The following is a 17,702-nucleotide window of genomic DNA, read 5'->3' on the forward strand; positions in this document are numbered from 1 at the left end:
CTCCTCGCTGCTCACAGCTCGCCTCCACATTCCCCGCGCAGGCCGGGCACGATGCGCGCCCCGCCCAGCGGGACCAGTTCGACCTCGCGCGTCACGCCCGGCTCGAAACGCACCGCGGTGCCCGCGGGCACGGCCAGGCGCTGCCCCCACGCGGCGGTGCGGTCGAACGACAGGCCGGGGTTGGCCTCGGCGAAGTGGTAGTGCGAGCCGACCTGCACCGGCCGGTCCGCGGTGTTGACCACGGTCAGCGTGGTGATCGGCCGGTCGACGTTGATCTGCACGGGACCCTCGCCGAAGAGGATCTCGCCGGGGATCATCGGATCGGGTGGTGCACCGTCACCAGCTTGGTGCCGTCCGGGAACGTCGCCTCCACCTGCACCTCCTTCAGCATCTCGGGGACGCCGGGCAGGACGTCCGCGCGGGTGAGCACCTGGGCCCCCGCGTCCATCAGGTCCACGACGGTGCGCCCGTCCCGGGCGCCCTCCAGCAGGAAACGGGTGATGATCGCGACCGACTCGGGGTGGTTGAGCAGCAGGCCGCGGGCACGGCGCCGCTCGGCGACGTCGGCCGCCACGTGGATGAGCAGCCGTTCCTGCTCATGCTGGGTGAGGAACATGAACCGTCCTTCTACACGGTGAGGGCAGCGCGTACGGCGGGTTCGGCGCCGGTGCCGCCCGCGCCGGATGACGTCACTCTGCCCGATTCGAGCACGTGGTAGCGGTGCGCCGCGCGCAGTGCGAACCCGAGATGCTGCTCGACCAGCAGCACCGACAGCCCGTCCGCGCCGGCCAGGGACAGCACCGCCTGCTCGATCTCGGCGACGACGTTGGGCTGGATGCCCTCGGTCGGCTCGTCGAGCAGCAGCAGTTTCGGCCGGGTGATCAGCGCGCGGGCGATGGCGAGCTGCTGGCGCTGGCCGCCGGACAGCAGCCCGGCCCGGCGGCGCATGAGGCCGTGCAGGGCCGGGAACAGCTCCAGCGCGGACGCCATGGCCTGCCTGCCGCCGCGCCGGCCGTCGGCCACCAGCTGCAGGTTCTCTGCCGTGGTCAGGTGCGGGAAGCACTGCTGGCCCTGCGGCACGTACGCCATGCCGCGCGCCACCCGCACGTGCGGCGGCAGTTTCGTGACGTCCTCGCCGCCGAACAGCACCATGCCCTGCTTCGGGCGCAGCAGGCCGATCGCGGCCCGCAGCAGGGTGCTCTTGCCCGCGCCGTTGTGCCCGAGCACGGCCGTCACCGTGCCGTCGTCGACGGTCACGTCGACGCCGTGCAGCACGGTGCTGCGCCCGTACCCGGCGAACACGCCCTCGATCCGCAGCATCATGCCTCCGCCCCCTGGGCCGCCGGCTCGCCGGTGGCGTGTCCGAGGTAGACCTCCTGCACCTTCGGGTCCGCCTGCACCTGCGCGACCGTGCCCTCGCTGAGCACCTTGCCGGCGTGCAGCACGGTGACGGTGCGGGCGAAGCGGCGCAGGAAGTCCATGTCGTGCTCGATGACCACGACGGTGCGCTCGCCGGCGACCTTGCCGAGCAGCTCGCCGGTGGCCTCGCGCTCCTCGTGGCTCATCCCGGCGACGGGCTCGTCGAGCAGCAGCAGCCGGGCGTTCTGCACCAGCAGCATGCCGATCTCCAGCCACTGCTTCTGTCCGTGCGCCAGGGTGCCCGCGAGCACGTCGCGCCGGTCGGCCAGCCCGATCGTCTCCAGCGCGTACGCCACGTCGTCGGGCACCGCCCCGCGCCGGCGCAGCATCGTCCACGGGCTGCGTCCCGCGCCTGCCGCGATGTCGAGGTTCTGCAGTACGGTCAGCTCCTCGAACAGGGCCGCGGTCTGGAACGTGCGGCCCACGCCCAGCCGGGCGATGCGGTGCACCTCCCGCCCGAGCAGCTCCTGCTCGCCGAACAGGGCCGAGCCGGTCGCCTTGACCAGCCCCGTCACCGCGTCGACCAGGGTCGTCTTGCCCGCGCCGTTCGGCCCGATGAGGAACCGGATGTCGCCCGGGGCCACGTCGAGGTCGACGCCGTCGACCGCGACGAACCCGTCGAACGCCACCCGCAGCCCGCGGATACGCAGGCCGCCTGCTGTCTCGCTCATGCCCTGCCCCTTCCTGCCGCACCGATGTGGCTCACGCCGCCGCCTCCTTCACCAGCACGGGCTGCTCCGCCGGTGGCGTGGGTGGCGCCGTGGCCTCCTTGCGGCGCTTGACCATGCCCCACAGCGAGGCCAGGCCACCGGGCAGGAACGCCACCACCAGCACGAACATCGCGCCCTGCAGGTAGGTCCAGGTGCCCGGGAAACGCTCGGACAGGGCCGTCTTCGCCCAGGCCACGGCGACCGCGCCGAGCACCGGGCCGAGCAGCGCCGCCCGGCCGCCGACGGCGACGCCGATCACGAACTCGATCGACGGCACGATGCCGATCAGGGCGGGGGAGATGATGCCGACCGCGGGCACGAACAGCGCCCCGGCCAGGCCCGCCATACCGGCCGCGACGACGTACGCGACGAGTTTGACGTTGGCGGGGTTGTAGCCGAGGAAACGCACCCGCTCCTCCGAGTCGCGCACCGCGACGAGCAGCTCGCCGTAGCGGGAGTGCATCAGCTGCCGGGTCAGCGCGAGCAGAGCCAGCAGCACCCCGGCGATGATGAAGTAGACCATGCGCTGGTTGACCGGGTCGTCGAGGTCGTAGCCGAAGAAGCCCTCGATGTCGGTGAGGCCGTTGGTGCCGCCGGTGGTGCCCTGCTGGCCGATCAGCAGGATCACCATGGCGGCGGCCAGGGCCTGGCTGAGGATCGCGAAGTACGCGCCGCGCACCCGCCGCCGGAACACCAGCGAGCCGAGCCCGAAGGCGACCAGCATCGGCAGCAGCACCGTGGCGGCCAGCGCGAACGCCGGGTTCGCGAACGGGGCCCACCACGCGGGGAGCTCGTCGAGCTGCCCGTACAGCTCCATGAAGTCGGGCATGTTGCCCTCGCCCGCGTCGGCGAGCTTGAGGTGCATGGCCATCGCGTAGCCGCCGAGGCCGAAGAACACACCCTGGCCGAGGGTGAGCAGTCCACCCCGGCCCCAGGCCAGGCCGATGCCGACGGCGACGATCGCGAAGCACAGGTACTTGGCCAGCAGGCTCAGCCGGAAGTCGGTGAGCAGCGCGGGCGCGGCCGCGAACAACACCACCGCGCCGAGCCCGAAGCCCAGCCCGGCCCGCAACCGTGGGTTCATCTCGGTCAGGGCTTTCATGCCAGGCTCCTGGTCCGCAGCGTGAACAGGCCCTGCGGCCGCCATTGCAGGAACGCGACGATGGCGATGAACACGATCACCTTGGCGACGCTGAGCGTGGTCAGATACTCGACCATCGCCTGCAGCATGCCGAGCACGAAGGCCACGATCACGCTCCCCTTGAGCTGCCCGATGCCGCCGACCACGACGACGAGGAAGGCGTCGATGATGATGTTGGTGCCCATGGTTGGGCCGATGGGGCCGAGCAGGGTCAGCGCGACTCCGGCGACCCCGGCAAGGCCGGAGCCGATGAAGAAGGTGAGCCGGTCGACGCGGCCGGTGGGGATGCCGGAGACGGCGGCCAGGTCGCGGTTCTGCACCACGGCCCGGATGCGCCGGCCCAGCGGGGTGAACTTCAGCGCGGCGGTCAGCGCGGCGACGGCGAGCACGACCAGGCCCAGGATGAACAGGCGGCTGTTGGCGATGCTCAGGTCCGCGCCGAGCGACGTGCTCTCGGTGAGGATGTCGGGTGCCGCGGTCTGCACGTTCGGCGCGCCGAAGACGTCACGGGCCAATTGTTGGAGCATCAGCGAGACGCCCCAGGTGACCAGCAGGGTGTCCAGCGGCCGGGTGTAGAGGCGGCGGATCAGCGCCCATTCCAGCAGCACACCCATCGCACCCGCGACGGCGAAGGCGATGGGCAGGGCGACGAGCAGCGACAGGCCCGCGTCGGTGATGGTCTGCTGCAGCACGTACGTGGTGTAGGCGCCGGCCATGATGAACTCGCCGTGCGCCATGTTGATGACGTTCATCTGGCCGAAGGTCAGGGCCAGTCCGAGCGCGATGAGCAGCAGCACCGCGCCGATGCTGACGCCGGTGAACAGCTGCCCGAGGATCACTGTCATGCGTTGCCGCCTAGAGCTGGGACGGGGCGGTGGAGCGGCCGCGTGGACCGCTCCACCGCCGACGGTGGGTCAGGACAGGCCGGTCGCCCAGGTGTAGCCCTTGAGGTACGGGTCCGGCTTGACCGGTCCGCCGGAGTTCCACACCTCGGTGATCAGGCCGTCGTCGCCGATCTTGCCGATGCGCGCGGTCTTGTGGATGTGCTGCGTCGCGCCGTCGATGGTCACCAGGCCCTCGGGCGCTTCGAACGTGACGCCGTCGGCGGCGCCCTTGACCTTCTCGACGTCGAACGAGCCGGCCTTCTCGACCATGGCCTTCCACAGGTAGACCGACACGTACGCGGCCTCCATCGGGTCGCTGGTCGGCTTGTCCGCGCCGAACTTCGCCTTGTACGCCTTGACGAACTTGTCGTTGGCCGCGCCGCTGGTGGTCTGGTAGTAGTTCCACGCGGTGAGCTGCCCGGCGAGGTACTGCGTGCCGATGCTCTTGACCTCCTCCTCGGCGATCGACACCGACACGACCGGCATCGACGCGGCGGTCAGGCCCGCGGACTTGTACTCCTTGAAGAAGGCCACGTTGCTGTCGCCGTTGAGGGTGTTGAACACGGCCTCGGCCTTGGACGCCTTGACCTTGTTGACGATCGTGCCGAACTCGGTGCTGCCCAGCGGGGCGTAGTCCTCACCGAGCACCTTGAGGCCGTTGGCCTCGGCGTACGCCTTGATGATCTTGTTTGCGGTGCGGGGGAAGACGTAGTCGCTGCCGACCAGGTAGACCGACTTCTTGCCCTGCGCCTTGAGGTAGTCCAGGCCCGGCACGATCTGCTGGTTGGTGGTCGCGCCGGTGTAGAAGATGTACGGCGACTGCTCCAGGCCCTCGTACTGCACCGGGTAGAACAGCAGGGCCTTGTTCTCCTCGAAGACCGGCTTGACGGCCTTGCGGCTGGCCGAGGTCCAGCAGCCGAACACGGCCGCGACCCGGTCCACCTTGATCAGTTTCTCGGCCTTCTCGGCGAACGTGGGCCAGTCCGACGCGCCGTCCTCACCGACCGGCGCGATCTTCTTGCCGAGCACGCCACCCGCGGCGTTGATCTCCTCGACGGCCAGCATGATGGCGTCGCGTACGGTCACCTCGCTGATCGCCATGGTGCCCGACAGCGAGTTGAGCAGGCCCACCTTGACGGTGTCGCCCGAGGTGTCGGCGGTGACGCCGCCGGCGGAGTCGTTCTCGCCGGTCTTGCTGCCGCAGGCGCTGACGGCCAGCGCAGCGGCCAGGGCGACGGCGCCGGCCGCGAGCCGGCGTCGGGGGAATCTGAGCATGGTGGGGTATCTCCCTGTTTCGGCGGAGCACAGGTCAAGGGGGAGAAGCACCTGGGCGCAAAGACGTCGGCGTCCTCGGCGTGGCGCGTGCCGGCCCGTGGCGGTGCGGAGATCGGTCCTATGCGGATGCCGGCAGCGCGCAGCGGAGGCTTCGTCCGGTTGTGCCGGCCCGTGGGCGTCCGCCTGAATGCCAGGCACGCACAGCGTCGGTGAACGGGGTTTCAGTTCTGTTTCATCGCCGTTGATACGCTGTATCTGTCCGTGTGAGATCCGGCCACTGACCTGCGGAAACAACGAAAGCCGACACCACTGGTCCGCATCGGAGTGCGGCCTTGGCGTCGGCTTCGCGAGCTATTCGGACTGAGGTTGTCGCAGCACCGCGTCAGCGGAGATGCTTCACGCAAGAAGTATCTTGGGCCACCGATGTCCTGTCAAGACAGACGGCCGCTCGCCAAACTCGGCTGACCCTATGTAGAGTCCCTACTATGAATGCCGAACTGCGTATGACGGTGCCGGTGGCCCGCGTGCTCGCGGCCCTCGTCGCCGATCCCGCCGGTGACCACTACGGAATGGCGCTGATGCAGGCGTCCGAACTGCCCAGCGGCACCCTGTATCCGATCCTGGCCCGGCTGACCGAGGCCGGGTGGCTGGACAAGCGCTGGGAGGAGGTCGACCCGTCCGAGGCCGGCCGCCCCGCCCGCGCGTACTACCGGCTCACCCCGGCGGCGCTGCCCGTCGCCCGCCAGCGCCTCGCGGAACTGCACGAGCAGACCCGCCCGGCGTCCGCGCACACCGTGACCAAGGAGGCCACCGCATGATCAAGCGTGTCTGTGACAGGTTCCTCACCGCCGCGGCCCGTCGCTGGCCCGCCGACCTGCGCGAGGAGATGCTCGCCGAATGGCGGGCCGAACTGCGCGCCATGCCCGGCACTGCCCGACGGCTGCGGTACGCGGCGAGCCTGGCCACGTCGCGGCCGCACCGTGCGGAGGCGGTGGCGGTCCGGCCGGGTCGGAGCTTCGCGCACACGGTGCTGTCGCTCGTCCTCGTCGCCGCCCTGCCGGTGCTCTACCTCCGGCTCTCGGTGGAGTGGACCACCTTCTACGACGAGGACAGCATCGGCTGGCAGGCATGGGCCGGGGTGGGCGGCATGGTGGGCGCGGTGCTGCTGGGGATCATCTGCGCAGGTGTCACCACGGGGGTGACGCAGCTCATCCGCCCGGCGCTCGTGCCACTCTGGGTCTTCGGCATCCTGTTCGTCGTGCTGACGGCCTGGCCGCTGGTGGAAGGGTTCGCGTTCAACCGGTCCCACGCGGGCGACGGGCTCCGGTTGGCGCTGAGCGCCGGCCTGCTGTGCACCCTGGCCGGCCGGATCAGCCGTGCGTCATTGTCCTGGGGCGTCGTGGCGATCGCCGTGCCGGTCTCCTACTGGGCCATGGTCACGCGCTTCGATCCGTACGGGATGGAGATGTTCTTCGACGGCCGGATTGTGCCCGGATACCTGTTCATGTTCGTCACGCAGGCGCCGATCCACGTGATGATCTTCCTGCTCGTGTACGCGAACCTTCTGGCCCGGCGGCACCGGGCGCGGCAGGCGCGGCTGCTTCCGCAGGCGGCCCCGGCGTAGGCCGCCGCACGCCGAACCGTCCGGTCTCCCGGGGCACGGAGTTGGCGTAAGGCGGTGCCCCTGTGCCAGGGTCGCTGCGTGACCACCCTGGCGACCCCCGACGGCTGGCGACGTCCCGGCCCGACCGCCGAGCAGCGGCGCGCCGACCTGTTCATCGGGCTGGCCGTGACCGCGCTGGCGCTGTTCAATCTGACGCTGACCACCAGCGCGGGCGTGTTCCACCTCGGTTCGCCGCCGAGCGTGCCGGAGCAGGTGTTCTGGGCGGTCGCGGTGACGCTGCCGCTCGCGGTACGCCGCCGGTGGCCGGTGATCGTGACCCTGGTCGTCTCCGCGGCGTTCATCGTCGCGCAGGTGCGGGCCGCCCCGGAGATGCAGCTGGCGACCGCGGCGCTGTTCTGCTCGCTGTACACCGCCGGGGCCTGGGCGGCCGACCACCGGCGTTCGCGGCAGGTGCGGGCGGGCATCATCGCGGCGATGCTGGGCTGGCTGGTGGTGTCGATCTGGCTGTCGGTGGACTCGGTGCCGGCGGACGCGTTCGAGGACGCGGCGGGGCCGGTCCCGCCGCTGCTCGCCACGATCGTCAACGCGCTGCTGGTCAACGTGCTGATGTTCGGCTTCGCGTTCTTCGCCGGGGAGACGGCGTGGGTGGCCGCGCGGCGGCAGCACCAGCTGGAGGTGCAGGCCGAGGAGCTGCGCCGGGCCCGGGACGAGGCGGGGGAGCGGGCGGTGATGGTCGAGCGCCTGCGCATCGCCCGGGAACTGCACGACGTCGTCGCCCACCACGTGTCGGTGATGGGGGTGCAGGCCGCCGCGAGCCGCCGCGTGATGGACAAGGACCCGGCGCGGGCGCGCACCGCGCTCGCGGCGATCGAGCAGAGCGCCCGCACCGCCGTCGACGAGCTGCGGCGCATGCTCAGCCTGCTGCGCCAGGGCACGGGCACCGAGGAGGGCCCCGCCACGGTCGGCGTCGAGCGGGCGGAGGGTCTGCTCGACGGGGCCAGAGACGCGGGCCTGACTGCCCGGTTCGGGGTGTTCGGCACGCCGGTGCCGCTGCCCGACTCGCTGTCGCAGGCCGCGTACCGGATCGTGCAGGAGTCGGTGACGAACACGCTCAAGCACGCCGGGGCGAGCACCATCGACGTGCGGATCCGCTACCTGGCGCAGGAGCTGGAGGTGGAGTCGACCGACGACGGCCGGGGCGGGCGGATGACGGCCGGCGGCCTCGGGCTGATCGGCATGCGGGAGCGGGTCGCCGCGCACGACGGCACCCTGGAGGTGGGCCCGCGCCCGCAGGGCGGCTTCCGGGTGCGGGCCAGGTTCCCGCTCGCGGCGCAGCCGTCGTGTCCCGTCGAGGCGACAGAGGCGGCGGTATGAGCGGGCAGGAGCCGGGCGTGATCCGGATTCTGGTGGCCGACGATCACCGGCTGGTGCGCACCGGGTTCCGGGTCATCCTGGAGACGGAGGACGATCTGGTGGTGGTCGGCGAGGCCGCCGACGGCGAGCAGGCCGTCGCACTGGCCGCCTCGACCGCGCCCGACGTGGTGCTGATGGACGTCGAGATGCCCGGGGTCGACGGGCTGGAGGCGACCCGTCGCATCACCGCGGCGGGCGACGGGCCGGCCGTGCTGATCCTGACCACGTTCGACCGCGACGACTACCTGTTCGCCGCGTTGCAGGCCGGGGCCAGCGGCTTCCTGCTGAAGAACGGCTCGCCGGAGGCGCTGATCGAGGCGGTGCGGGTGCTGGCGCGCGGCGACGCGCTGCTCGCGCCGGAGATCACCCGGCGGGTCATCGCGAAGTTCGCCCGGCCCGTCGCCGCGCCGCCCGCGGGTTCGGCGCAGGAGCTGAGGGAGCTGACCCCGCGCGAGTACGAGGTGCTGGTCCTGCTCGCCGGCGGCGCGACCAACGCGGAGATCGCCACCCGGCTGTTCCTCGGCGAGGCGACGGTGAAGACGCACGTCAGCCGGGTGCTGGCGAAGCTGCGGCTGCGCGACCGCACCCAGGCGGTGGTGTTCGCGTACGAGCACGGCGTGGTCACCCCGGGCGGCTGACCTGGATCCTCCTCGCGGCGGAGGGAAGATCGATCCCCGGGCTGACGGCAGCCCGCCTCGGCACACCTAGCCTCTGCGGGTATGACGAAAGTGCTACGCCTCGACGCGGTGAGCCGCAGGTTCGGCGACCGGCAGGTGCTCGACGGGGTGTCCTTCGACGTCACCGCCGGGCGCATGACCGGGTTCGTCGGCGCGAACGGCGCGGGCAAGACCACCTCGATGCGCATCATCATGGGCGTGCTCGCCCCCGACGCGGGCGAGGTGACCTGGGAAGGCGGTCGGCTGACCCGCCAGATCCGCCGCCGGATCGGGTACATGCCCGAGGAGCGGGGCCTGTACCCGAAGATGACCGTCCGCGACCAGCTCGTCTACCTGGGCCGCCTGCACGGTCTCGGGGCCGAGGCGGTGCGCCGCAACGCCGAGGACCTGATCGAGTGGCTGCGGCTGGGCGAGCGCGCCGCCGACCCGCTGGAGAAGCTGTCGTTGGGCAACCAGCAGCGTGCCCAGATCGCCGCGGCACTGATCCACGACCCGGACATCCTCGTGCTCGACGAGCCGTTCTCCGGCCTCGACCCGCTCGCCGTCGACACCGTCGTGGAGGTGCTGCGCGACCGGACGAAGCGGGGCGTGCCGGTGCTGTTCTCCAGCCACCAGCTCGACGTGGTCGAGCGGCTGTGCGACGACCTGGTCATCATCGCCGGCGGGCGGATCCGCGCCTCGGGTCCACGTGGACAGCTGCGCAGCGAGCACACCCTGCCCCGGTACACGCTGACCGTCGACGGCGACGCGGGCTGGCTGCGCGACCAGCCCGGCGTACGGCTGCTCGACCTCGACGGCGCGCACGCGGTCTTCGAACTCGACCCGTCCGCCGACGACCAGCGGGTGCTCCAGGCGGCGCTCGCCCGCGGCCCGGTCCGCGCGTTCGGCCCCGTCACCCCGTCCCTCGCAGAGATCTTCCGGGAGGTCGCCCAGTGAACACCTTCGAAGCCGTGCGCATCGTGGCCGCCCGCGAGATCCGGGTGAAGCTGCGCGACAAGGCGTTCCTGTTCAGCACGGCGTTCTTCCTGCTGTTCGCACTGGGTGCGACGGTGGTGCCGGCGATGTTCGCCGACGATCCCTCCACGATCGCGGTCAGCGGAACCGCCCCGGCCGCCCTGGGCGCCGCCGGGCTCGACGTGCGCGTCGTCGCCGACGACGCGGCCGCGCGAGCCCTGGTCCGCGACGGTGGGGCCGACGGCGGGCTGCTCGCCGACGGCACCGTGATCGCGATGACCGACGCCCCCAACGACCTGGTCAACGCCCTGAGCACCCGGCCGGCCGTCGAGCTGCTCGACCCGAGCGCCGTCGACGACACGCTGGCGCTGCTGGTGCCGATGGTCTTCGCCATGATCTTCTTCTTCGTGTCGCTGACGTTCGGCCTGCAGATCGCGCAGAGCGTCACCGAGGAGAAGCAGACCCGGGTCGTGGAGATCCTGGTCGCCTCGGTGCCGGTCCGGGTGCTGCTGGCGGGCAAGGTGCTGGGCGGCGGCGTGCTCGCGATGGGCCAGATCGCGCTGATCGCCGTGGTCGCGCTGGCCGGGATGCGCTTCTCCGAGGGCGGCGGCGCGCTGCTGACCCTGCTCGGGCCCGCGATCGGCTGGTTCCTGCCGTTCTTCCTCGTCGGCTTCGTGATGCTGGCGGCGCTGTGGGCCGCGGTCGGCGCGCTGGCCAACCGGCAGGAGGACCTCAGCGGCGCGTCGATGCCGCTGCAGATCCTGGTCCTGCTGCCGTTCTTCGGGGTCGTGATGTTCAACGGCGACCCGGTCGCGATGAAGGTGCTGTCGTACATCCCGTTCTCGGCCCCGGCGGCGATGCCGGTGCGGCTGTTCCAGGGTGACGCGGCGGCCTGGGAGCCGGTGCTGTCGCTGGTCGTGCTCGCCGTCGGCGCGCTGGTGGTGCTGTCCGTCGGCGCCCGCATCTACGAGGGCTCGCTGCTGCGCAGCAATGGCCGCACCTCGCTGGCCACCGCCTGGCGCGACCGCGAGGCCCGCCGCCTCGCCGACCTCGAAGCCGAATCAGCCTGACCCACCACCCGCCCCACCCGGGTGATCATGAACTTGTGGCACGGTTCGACGGTGTGTCGACGGCACAACCTCATGATCACCTAGGTGGTGGCCGGCGCGCTGCGTTGGACCAGGCGGCGCAGTATCTGCGGGGATAGCGCACCCGGAAAGCCGTCTGGCGACGGGAATGTGCGGTTTTGACGCGTTCGCTCGTTACTTGATCGTGCGGGAACGTGAGGGCGTGTCGATCAGGCTCGTGATCAGGAGCGAGGGCAGGACTTACGTGCGCGTGACCTGGCTGCGCACCCGGCACGCGGCGCTGTCCACGTCCCGGGCGGGCCGGTCGTACCTCGCCGCGGTACGCGAGCTGCAGGTCGCCGCGGGACGGCTGCGGGCGGCGGGGGCGTATCCGGGCGGGGCCGACCAGGTCGCGGCGTACCGTCAGGTCCGCGCGGCCTGGCTCGCCGTCATCCTGTCCCGGCACCGCCTGCAGCGCTGACGCCCGCGAAACCAGGAGACTCGCCGTGACCGTGCATCCACTGGCCGACCCGCTCGCCGACCTCGACGCGCAGCGGGCGCAGTTCGACTGGGACGCCCACGACGTGATGCGGCTGGACGAGCGCTACCGGACCCGGCACCTGCCGCTGCTGCACGAAACGCCCCGCCTTCCGATGCAACCTGGTGCGCTGCGGGAGGCGGAGTACTGGCCGCCGATCCGGTCGGTGGTCCTGCCCGTCGACGACGCCGCCCTGCGCGCCGACGCCGTGTTCGGCGCGTTCCTCGACGACCTGCGGGCCGCGCTCGGGCCGCGGGTGTGGTGGCCGGGGCTCGCCCTGCGCGCCGACCGGGTGCACACCACCCTGGCCCCCGAACTCGACCCCGCCGCGACGCTGCCCGACGCGCCGCTGCCACCGGTCCGCCTGATCGTGCGCGGCCCCTGGGTCGGCGGCCACAACACCGGCCGCGTCTACCTGCCCGTCCAGGCCGCCGACGACGCCACGGTCCGGCGGCTGGAGGCGGTCCGTGCGCTGGTGGGAGCCGAGCGCCGCCCGATGCTCGCCGGCTACCTGCAACTGACCGGAGACCTGCGCGGTGAGCCGTACGCGGCGCTGCGCCGACTGGTCCGCCACTACCAGACCCGGGTGCGGGTTCCGCTCAGCCCGGCTGAGTTGTGGCTGATGGACACGATGGACGACCTGGTGCTGCGCTCCCGGGTCGTGCAGCGTGTCCCCTTCGCCGTTTGATCGTGCCGACCGCTCAGCCCAGCTCGTCCAGCAGGTGCGGGGTGCGCAGGTTCGGCGCGACCAGCGCGCGGCGCTCGACATAGGTCACCAGTACGGTCGGAAACAGCAGCATGGCGACCGGCAGTTCGAGCGCGGCCGACGCCGCCACCGCCGCGAACGCGAACCCGGCCCGTTCGCCGATCGTGCCGGCGAGCCCCGACATCGTGGCCGCGCCGTCGATCACCTGGTTGTAGCGGTACGCGAGGAACAGCACGACCCCGGGCACCGCCAGGCGCACGACGGTGGGCCAGAACGCGTTGTTCACGGTGTCGAAGGCCCGCTGTAGCGGCCTGCGGTGTTCGAACAGGACCGCCGGCCCGACCATTCCCGTGATCATCATCAGGTAGCCGAGCACGATCACCGCGGGCACCAGCCCGGCCACCGAGAAGGCGGAGGCGAAGCACAGCACGACCAGGAAGACGACGACGAAGGTCAGCACGTAGGCGACCAGGCTCCAGGCGAACATCACCGGCACCCGGCGCAGACCGAACCACAGGGCTTGCGAGAGCCGCACGGGCAGCCCCGCCGCCTGGCGCACCGCCGACCAGGTCGCCGCCGCGTACCCGAGCAGCCGGAGCGGCAGCGCCATGAGCATCATGAGGCCGACCACGATCAGGATGCGCACGACGAGCTTCTCGGCCAGGGCGTCGTCCACGGCCGCTGCCCGCGCGACATCGCTGTTCCAGAGTGCCAGCAGGCCCACCACCGCGAGGGCGTACAGCACGAAACTCGGCAGCGCGTGCGTGAGCGTGAAGATGGCGAGCTGCTGCTGCCAGCCGCGCCGCAGCACACCGACGACCTTGCGCGACCAGCCGGCCAGGCCCTCGCCGGGCAGATTGACCAGCACCTCGGGCCCGCTGGCCCGCTCGGCCGGGAACGCGTCGTCGGGAGGCAGGAAACCGCTGCTCGGAACGGTTCCGGGGAACTGTTGGGGGTCGTTGGTGGACAACGCGTACTCCAAGATCGCGGGGTGGTGGCGGCCAGTGTGACACGTGTCCGCCGGGGCCGTTGTCCGCTCGGTCGGACCGGCGGGCGCGTGCCTTCGGCATGGCACACGCCAAGTGCGGCTCGTCGCGGCGGCCGCGCGATAAGGTCACCCCAGCAAGATCCGGTTGGGGGGCCGATGGACGTGGTGGACGTGGAGTCCGCTGAGCAGGCGACGCAGCCCGACGGCGGCCGTGCGCGTCATCGGCGGCCGCATGGACGTCGTCGTTGGCTACACGCGGGTCTCGCGTCACTCGTGATCGTCCTGCTGGTGACCTGGTACGCGCTGTCGCGTGAGCACACACCGCACGACCCGCGCGCGTACCCCGGCAGCCAATCGCAGGACCTGCCCGGCACGCTGCACCGCTACCACCTCGGCCTGCCGGACTGCGCCGCGCGCAGCGTGCGCTACCACCGGTACGCCGAATGGGAGGCGGACTCGTTCTACCTGCACTTCACCGGCGACCGGCACTGCATGAACCAGTTCCTGGTGCTCAACGGCATGTTCGTGACGGGCAAGCGCACGGAGTCGGCCGGACTGCCGTTCGACGCGAAGACGACCGCGGGCTTCGGCTGGCCGCAGGACCCCGACCGGCGCTACCGCTCGCTGCGGCACCGGCCGCTGTCCGGCCAGGTGCTCGTCGACGTGGCGGTCGCGCTGTACGAGTCCGGCGACGCCGCCGAGGTGTACCTGCACGCCGGGATCGTCTGACCCCGGCGCGCAGGCAAGGTCCTGGCTACGGCTGCAGCCACCACGGGCTGGAGTAGGCCACGCCCCAGTCGTTGCAGGGATGCCCGGCCGGGCCGGGGCTCGGGTTGGCCAGGGCCGGGTCGGACACGCGCAGGACCACCCAGTCGCCGTCGGCGGCGTTCATCGGCACGGTGAAGGTGTACACGCCGCCCGCCTCGACGTCGATCACGTCGGCCACCGCCGGCGCGGTCGTACCCGGTCGCAGCACCTGGATGCGCAGCGGCTTGCCGGCCCAGTCCGGGCCGCGATCGAGGTCGACGGAGAACGCCACGTCGCCGCTTGCGATCGGCAGCACGCCGCCCATCCGCACACCGTTCGCGGTGGCGTCCAGGCGCAGGCCGGACACGCGGGTGGCGAAGAAGCGACGGGCCCGCATGGCCTCGAACACCCCAGCCCGGGTGTTGGCCGCGACCCACAGGCCGGTGCGGCCCTTGCCCTCGGGGTGGCCCCAGTTCGTGCCGTGCTCGTCGGACACGCCGGTGAGCCCGGTGCGCCACCCGGCGTTGAGGCAGGCGGTCAGCGGCGAGCTGCCGTGGTCGGCCCAGCCGTCGAACAGGTAGTCGTCGCCGCGGTTGAACATCTCCAGCGCGACCATGTTGTCGACGGCCGCCGACGACAGGCTGAAGTTGTTGAAGCGCTGCACCTCGCGGCCCGGGTGGTTGAAACTGGCCACCCCGTCCACGCCGTTGACCCAGTTGTAGAGCTTGCTCATGCTGCCCGTGGCGAGCAGGTCGGTGAAGTTGGCGGTGCCCCACACGTTGACGTGGCCCAGGGTCGGGTGCGACCACTCGAAGCCGCGGATCGCGGTGTAGCTGCCCGGGTCGTCGGCGGCTCCGGCGAGCACGCCGGTGCGGTCCCACTCGGACTTGGACAGGCCGCTGATGCCGAACAGCGTCGCGTGGTCGGTCAGCGCCGCCACGTCCAGCCCGGCGTCGCGCATGGACTGGAAGGCCAGGTCGGGGTTGCCGTCACCGTCGGACATCAGGGTGTGGTTGTGCAGGTCCGCGTGGACCAGCAGGGTGCCCTGGGTCAGCTGCGAGGCGCGGGCGGCACCGGACTTCGGCGTGATCCGGGCGGGTGATGCGGCGGCGACCGGGGTGGTGCTCGCGTACGCGGAGCCGGGCGCGGCGGCCAGCATCAGCAGCCCGCCGGCCCCCGCGAGCACGGCACGCCGGCCCAGCTCGGAGTGGGTGTGGTCGGCGCCGTGGTGGTGGCCGGCGTCGTCGTGACCGTGGTGGTGAGTCATGCCGACAGTGGAATTGATCATCAGCAACATGTGGGTACCCAGGAGTTTCGGAAGAACGAAATCTATCTGTGTAAACGGTTGCCGTCCGCTGGGGACGCTCTGGATGGGAGCGTGCCCATTGATCTACGCTCATCGCTGCGCCCTGCCCGGGGTGCGCCTGCCCACCGAACCGAGGTAACCGGCATGACCGAAGACCAAGCCGCCCCTGGCGCCCCCACCGAGCCCGCACCGTCGCCCGACGCCGTCCGCACTCAGGCGGCCGCCTGGCGCAACGGGCTGACCGCGGTCACCGCACTGCTGGCCGCCGCGCTCATCGTCCGCGGCCCCGACGACCTGGCCGAGCTGCACTGGACCGTGCGGTTGCTCGCCGGTGCGCTGCTGCTCGCCGGCTTCGCGCTGCTGGTGCGCGCGATCCTGCTTGCCGCCACCGCCACCGCCGTCGCGCCTGCGGCCGAGTCCGCGTCGCGCGACGTGGCGAGCGCACGGCGGCTCGCCGTCATCGGCCTCGGCCTGGTCGGGGTCGCCGTGCTCGGCGGCTGGCTGGCCCCCGCCGCCCCCGCGCCCGGCAAGCTCATCCAGCTCACCTACGACCACGGGATCATCTGCGGGCTGGTCTCCCTGGAACCCGAAGGTTATGTCACCGTGCTGCCCGATCCGGGTCAGCCGACGAACCGGATCACCGCGAAGGCTCGCACACTGGTGCCGATCTCCTCGATCCACGGCATGACCGAGGTCGGCGTATGCGAGCCGCCCTCGACCCTGCCCACGCCCGCCCCCTGACGGCCGGCTCGCCGCGCCGCCCGTGACCGGCGTCGTCCGGCACGGGCGGCAGCGGGTTCGCGACACGTTTCGGAATTCGTTGACTCCCGGGTACGGGCACGTTAAGAAGTGATGGCAGTAAATGTGATCGCTCACAATCCGGACATCCGGCTCGCCGCCGGGGCCGCACCGCAGCGGCTGCGATCGCCCCCGACCGTCCCCGGAGGAGCACATGCAGCAAACTTCGCTGCCGACACCAGCTGGCTGACAGCCGCACCCTGGGCTCCGTGACCTGGCGCTGACCGGGCAGGCGCCGCCAGGTCGCGGCGCCTGCCCCGGGCGGTCCTCCGTACGGATCTTGGTGTCGGTGAGGTCACGCCTGGGTAACACTGTCGGCACCACCCCCTGTGGCACCCGCCGAACGCGGTGATAATCACCATCCGCGCCATCGGGAGACCCCCGCCACGAGCCAGGAGCCGCACACGATGTCAGCACAGCCGACGCCGACGCCCGCACCGGCCGCACGCGGGATCACCGTTCCGGACCTGGCGTCCCACGCCCGCATCCTCGGCCTCGGCGGCTACCGGCCGCGCCGCGTGATCACCAACGAGGAGATCTGCACCTGGATCGACTCGACCGACGAGTGGATCCGGACCCGGTCCGGGATCACCGAACGCCGCTGGGCCGAACCCGACGAGACGCTCGCGTTCATGTCCGTCGAGGCTTCAGCCGCCGCGCTTGCCGACGCCGGAGTCGACGCGGCCGACATCGGCTGCGTGATCCTGGCTACGGTGTCGCACCTCGAACAGACCCCGGCGCTCGCCCCGCAGGTCGCCCACCAGCTCGGCGCGGTTAACGCGGCGGCGTTCGACATGTCGGCCGGGTGCGCGGGCTTCTGCCACGGCGTGGCGCTGGCCCGCGACATGATCCACAGCGGCAGCGCCCGGTACGTCCTGGTGATCGGCGCGGAACGGCTCACTGATCTGATCGACAAGAACGACCGGGCGACCGCGTTCATCCCCGGCGACGGTGCGGGCGCCGTGGTGATCGGGCCGGCGGAACGGCCGGGCATCGGCCCGGTCGTGTGGGGTGCCGACGGCAGCCAGTCGGGCGTGATCAGCCAGACCCGTGACTGGAAGTCGTTCGCCGACGACCCGAGCGGCCCGCGGCCCATCTGGCAGATGTCCGGCCAGCAGGTGTTCCGGTGGGCCTCCTACGAGATGGTGCCCGTGGCGCAGCGGGCGCTGCAGGCTGCCGGGATCACCGTCGACGACCTCGACGCCTTCATCCCGCACCAGGCCAACCTGCGCATCATCGACGCGATGGTCCGGGCGCTCAAGCTCCCGGCGGACGTGCCGGTGGCCCGCGACATCGCGCAGGCGGGCAACACCTCGGCCGCGTCGGTCCCGCTGGCCATGGAGCGGATGCGGCGCGACGGCCAAGCCCCCAGCGGGGGGACGGCGCTGCTCATCGGGTTCGGGGCCGGGCTGTCGTACGCCGCACAGGTCGTGACCTTGCCCTAGTGCTGTGCCG

General features: G+C 71.6%; 20 protein-coding genes. 11 read left to right on the forward strand and 9 right to left on the reverse strand.

Annotated features, from left to right (window positions below; genetic code table 11):
* Positions 1-11 precede the first annotated feature (11 nt).
* From AB0B35_RS08620 to urtA, 7 genes are all read right to left on the reverse strand, one after another.
* Positions 12-317, reverse strand: a complete 306-nt coding sequence (locus tag AB0B35_RS08620) for an urease subunit beta (RefSeq protein ID WP_360527472.1) — start codon at positions 315-317, stop codon at positions 12-14.
* Positions 314-616, reverse strand: a complete 303-nt coding sequence (locus tag AB0B35_RS08625) for an urease subunit gamma (protein WP_155375192.1) — start codon at positions 614-616, stop codon at positions 314-316. The genes AB0B35_RS08620 and AB0B35_RS08625 overlap by 4 nt, the downstream gene beginning before the upstream one ends.
* Positions 617-627: 11 nt before the next feature.
* On the reverse strand, positions 628-1,323 hold the full coding sequence (urtE, locus tag AB0B35_RS08630) for an urea ABC transporter ATP-binding subunit UrtE (RefSeq protein ID WP_361042510.1): 696 nt from the start codon (positions 1,321-1,323) through the stop codon (positions 628-630).
* Complete coding sequence (urtD, locus tag AB0B35_RS08635) at positions 1,320-2,090, reverse strand: urea ABC transporter ATP-binding protein UrtD (protein ID WP_361042513.1); 771 nt, start codon at positions 2,088-2,090, stop codon at positions 1,320-1,322. The genes urtE and urtD overlap by 4 nt, the downstream gene beginning before the upstream one ends.
* Positions 2,091-2,121: 31 nt before the next feature.
* The gene (urtC, locus tag AB0B35_RS08640; protein WP_361042515.1) at positions 2,122-3,231 is read right to left on the reverse strand and encodes an urea ABC transporter permease subunit UrtC; all 1,110 of its coding nucleotides are present in this window, start codon (positions 3,229-3,231) and stop codon (positions 2,122-2,124) included.
* Complete coding sequence (urtB, locus tag AB0B35_RS08645; protein WP_203693678.1) at positions 3,228-4,115, reverse strand: urea ABC transporter permease subunit UrtB; 888 nt, start codon at positions 4,113-4,115, stop codon at positions 3,228-3,230. Before urtB ends, urtC begins: the two co-directional genes overlap by 4 nt.
* A gap of 69 nt (positions 4,116-4,184) precedes the next feature.
* Positions 4,185-5,429, reverse strand: coding sequence for an urea ABC transporter substrate-binding protein (gene urtA / locus AB0B35_RS08650; protein ID WP_360527487.1), 1,245 nt, complete (start codon positions 5,427-5,429; stop codon positions 4,185-4,187).
* A 485-nt stretch (positions 5,430-5,914) separates the two neighbouring features.
* Between urtA and AB0B35_RS08655 the strand changes: the two genes are divergently transcribed.
* The 8 genes from AB0B35_RS08655 to AB0B35_RS08690 all read left to right on the forward strand — a co-directional run bounded on the left by AB0B35_RS08655 (position 5,915) and on the right by AB0B35_RS08690 (position 12,390).
* Positions 5,915-6,247, forward strand: a complete 333-nt coding sequence (locus AB0B35_RS08655) for a helix-turn-helix transcriptional regulator (protein WP_361042518.1) — start codon at positions 5,915-5,917, stop codon at positions 6,245-6,247.
* A complete protein-coding gene (locus AB0B35_RS08660) occupies positions 6,244-7,053 on the forward strand; it encodes a hypothetical protein (protein ID WP_361042521.1) in 810 nt (269 codons plus the stop codon). The genes AB0B35_RS08655 and AB0B35_RS08660 overlap by 4 nt, the downstream gene beginning before the upstream one ends.
* A gap of 87 nt (positions 7,054-7,140) precedes the next feature.
* Positions 7,141-8,427 (forward strand): sensor histidine kinase, encoded by a 1,287-nt coding sequence (locus AB0B35_RS08665; RefSeq protein WP_361042854.1) that lies wholly within the window; start codon positions 7,141-7,143, stop codon positions 8,425-8,427.
* Positions 8,424-9,104, forward strand: coding sequence for a response regulator transcription factor (locus tag AB0B35_RS08670; RefSeq protein WP_361042524.1), 681 nt, complete (start codon positions 8,424-8,426; stop codon positions 9,102-9,104). The genes AB0B35_RS08665 and AB0B35_RS08670 overlap by 4 nt, the downstream gene beginning before the upstream one ends.
* 81 nt (positions 9,105-9,185) lie before the next feature.
* A complete protein-coding gene (locus tag AB0B35_RS08675) occupies positions 9,186-10,079 on the forward strand; it encodes an ATP-binding cassette domain-containing protein (RefSeq protein ID WP_361042526.1) in 894 nt (297 codons plus the stop codon).
* Positions 10,076-11,167 (forward strand): ABC transporter permease, encoded by a 1,092-nt coding sequence (locus AB0B35_RS08680; RefSeq protein WP_361042529.1) that lies wholly within the window; start codon positions 10,076-10,078, stop codon positions 11,165-11,167. The genes AB0B35_RS08675 and AB0B35_RS08680 overlap by 4 nt, the downstream gene beginning before the upstream one ends.
* A gap of 220 nt (positions 11,168-11,387) precedes the next feature.
* Positions 11,388-11,645, forward strand: a complete 258-nt coding sequence (locus AB0B35_RS08685; RefSeq protein ID WP_361042531.1) for a hypothetical protein — start codon at positions 11,388-11,390, stop codon at positions 11,643-11,645.
* Positions 11,646-11,670: 25 nt separating this feature from the next.
* Entirely contained in the window at positions 11,671-12,390 is a 720-nt protein-coding gene (locus AB0B35_RS08690; RefSeq protein WP_361042533.1) for a hypothetical protein, read from the forward strand.
* Between the two features lie 13 nt (positions 12,391-12,403).
* Here the strand turns inward: AB0B35_RS08690 and AB0B35_RS08695 are convergent, their stop codons facing one another.
* Positions 12,404-13,378 carry a hypothetical protein gene (locus AB0B35_RS08695; protein ID WP_361042535.1) on the reverse strand — a complete coding sequence of 325 codons (975 nt, stop codon included), beginning with the start codon at positions 13,376-13,378 and terminating at the stop codon, positions 12,404-12,406.
* Positions 13,379-13,669: 291 nt separating this feature from the next.
* Here AB0B35_RS08695 and AB0B35_RS08700 point away from each other — a divergent pair, with 291 nt between their 5' ends.
* The gene (locus AB0B35_RS08700) at positions 13,670-14,125 is read left to right on the forward strand and encodes a hypothetical protein (protein ID WP_361042538.1); all 456 of its coding nucleotides are present in this window, start codon (positions 13,670-13,672) and stop codon (positions 14,123-14,125) included.
* Positions 14,126-14,150: 25 nt separating this feature from the next.
* On the opposite strand, the gene AB0B35_RS08705 is transcribed toward AB0B35_RS08700, so the two are convergent.
* Positions 14,151-15,410, reverse strand: coding sequence for a CehA/McbA family metallohydrolase (locus tag AB0B35_RS08705; RefSeq protein ID WP_361042541.1), 1,260 nt, complete (start codon positions 15,408-15,410; stop codon positions 14,151-14,153).
* A 183-nt stretch (positions 15,411-15,593) separates the two neighbouring features.
* On the opposite strand from AB0B35_RS08705, the gene AB0B35_RS08710 reads away from it, so the two are divergent.
* Positions 15,594-16,190, forward strand: a complete 597-nt coding sequence (locus tag AB0B35_RS08710) for a hypothetical protein (protein WP_361042543.1) — start codon at positions 15,594-15,596, stop codon at positions 16,188-16,190.
* A gap of 464 nt (positions 16,191-16,654) precedes the next feature.
* Positions 16,655-17,692: a beta-ketoacyl-ACP synthase III gene (locus tag AB0B35_RS08715; RefSeq protein ID WP_361042546.1), complete on the forward strand. Its 1,038-nt coding sequence runs from the start codon at positions 16,655-16,657 to the stop codon at positions 17,690-17,692.
* The last annotated feature ends 10 nt before the right edge of the window (positions 17,693-17,702 follow it).

This window comes from Catellatospora sp. NPDC049133 (assembly GCF_040648455.1).
Taxonomy (GTDB): Bacteria; Actinomycetota; Actinomycetes; order Mycobacteriales; family Micromonosporaceae; genus Catellatospora; species Catellatospora aurea.

Coding starts and splice junctions, on each gene's coding strand:
- AB0B35_RS08620 (WP_360527472.1), bottom strand. CDS start 317: ATGATCCCCGGCGAGATCCTCTTCGGCGAGGGTCCCGTGCAGATCAAC.
- AB0B35_RS08625 (WP_155375192.1), bottom strand. CDS start 616: ATGTTCCTCACCCAGCATGAGCAGGAACGGCTGCTCATCCACGTGGCG.
- urtE (WP_361042510.1), bottom strand. CDS start 1,323: ATGATGCTGCGGATCGAGGGCGTGTTCGCCGGGTACGGGCGCAGCACC.
- urtD (WP_361042513.1), bottom strand. CDS start 2,090: ATGAGCGAGACAGCAGGCGGCCTGCGTATCCGCGGGCTGCGGGTGGCG.
- urtC (WP_361042515.1), bottom strand. CDS start 3,231: ATGAAAGCCCTGACCGAGATGAACCCACGGTTGCGGGCCGGGCTGGGC.
- urtB (WP_203693678.1), bottom strand. CDS start 4,115: ATGACAGTGATCCTCGGGCAGCTGTTCACCGGCGTCAGCATCGGCGCG.
- urtA (WP_360527487.1), bottom strand. CDS start 5,429: ATGCTCAGATTCCCCCGACGCCGGCTCGCGGCCGGCGCCGTCGCCCTG.
- AB0B35_RS08655 (WP_361042518.1), top strand. CDS start 5,915: ATGAATGCCGAACTGCGTATGACGGTGCCGGTGGCCCGCGTGCTCGCG.
- AB0B35_RS08660 (WP_361042521.1), top strand. CDS start 6,244: ATGATCAAGCGTGTCTGTGACAGGTTCCTCACCGCCGCGGCCCGTCGC.
- AB0B35_RS08670 (WP_361042524.1), top strand. CDS start 8,424: ATGAGCGGGCAGGAGCCGGGCGTGATCCGGATTCTGGTGGCCGACGAT.
- AB0B35_RS08675 (WP_361042526.1), top strand. CDS start 9,186: ATGACGAAAGTGCTACGCCTCGACGCGGTGAGCCGCAGGTTCGGCGAC.
- AB0B35_RS08705 (WP_361042541.1), bottom strand. CDS start 15,410: ATGACTCACCACCACGGTCACGACGACGCCGGCCACCACCACGGCGCC.
- AB0B35_RS08710 (WP_361042543.1), top strand. CDS start 15,594: ATGACCGAAGACCAAGCCGCCCCTGGCGCCCCCACCGAGCCCGCACCG.
- AB0B35_RS08715 (WP_361042546.1), top strand. CDS start 16,655: ATGTCAGCACAGCCGACGCCGACGCCCGCACCGGCCGCACGCGGGATC.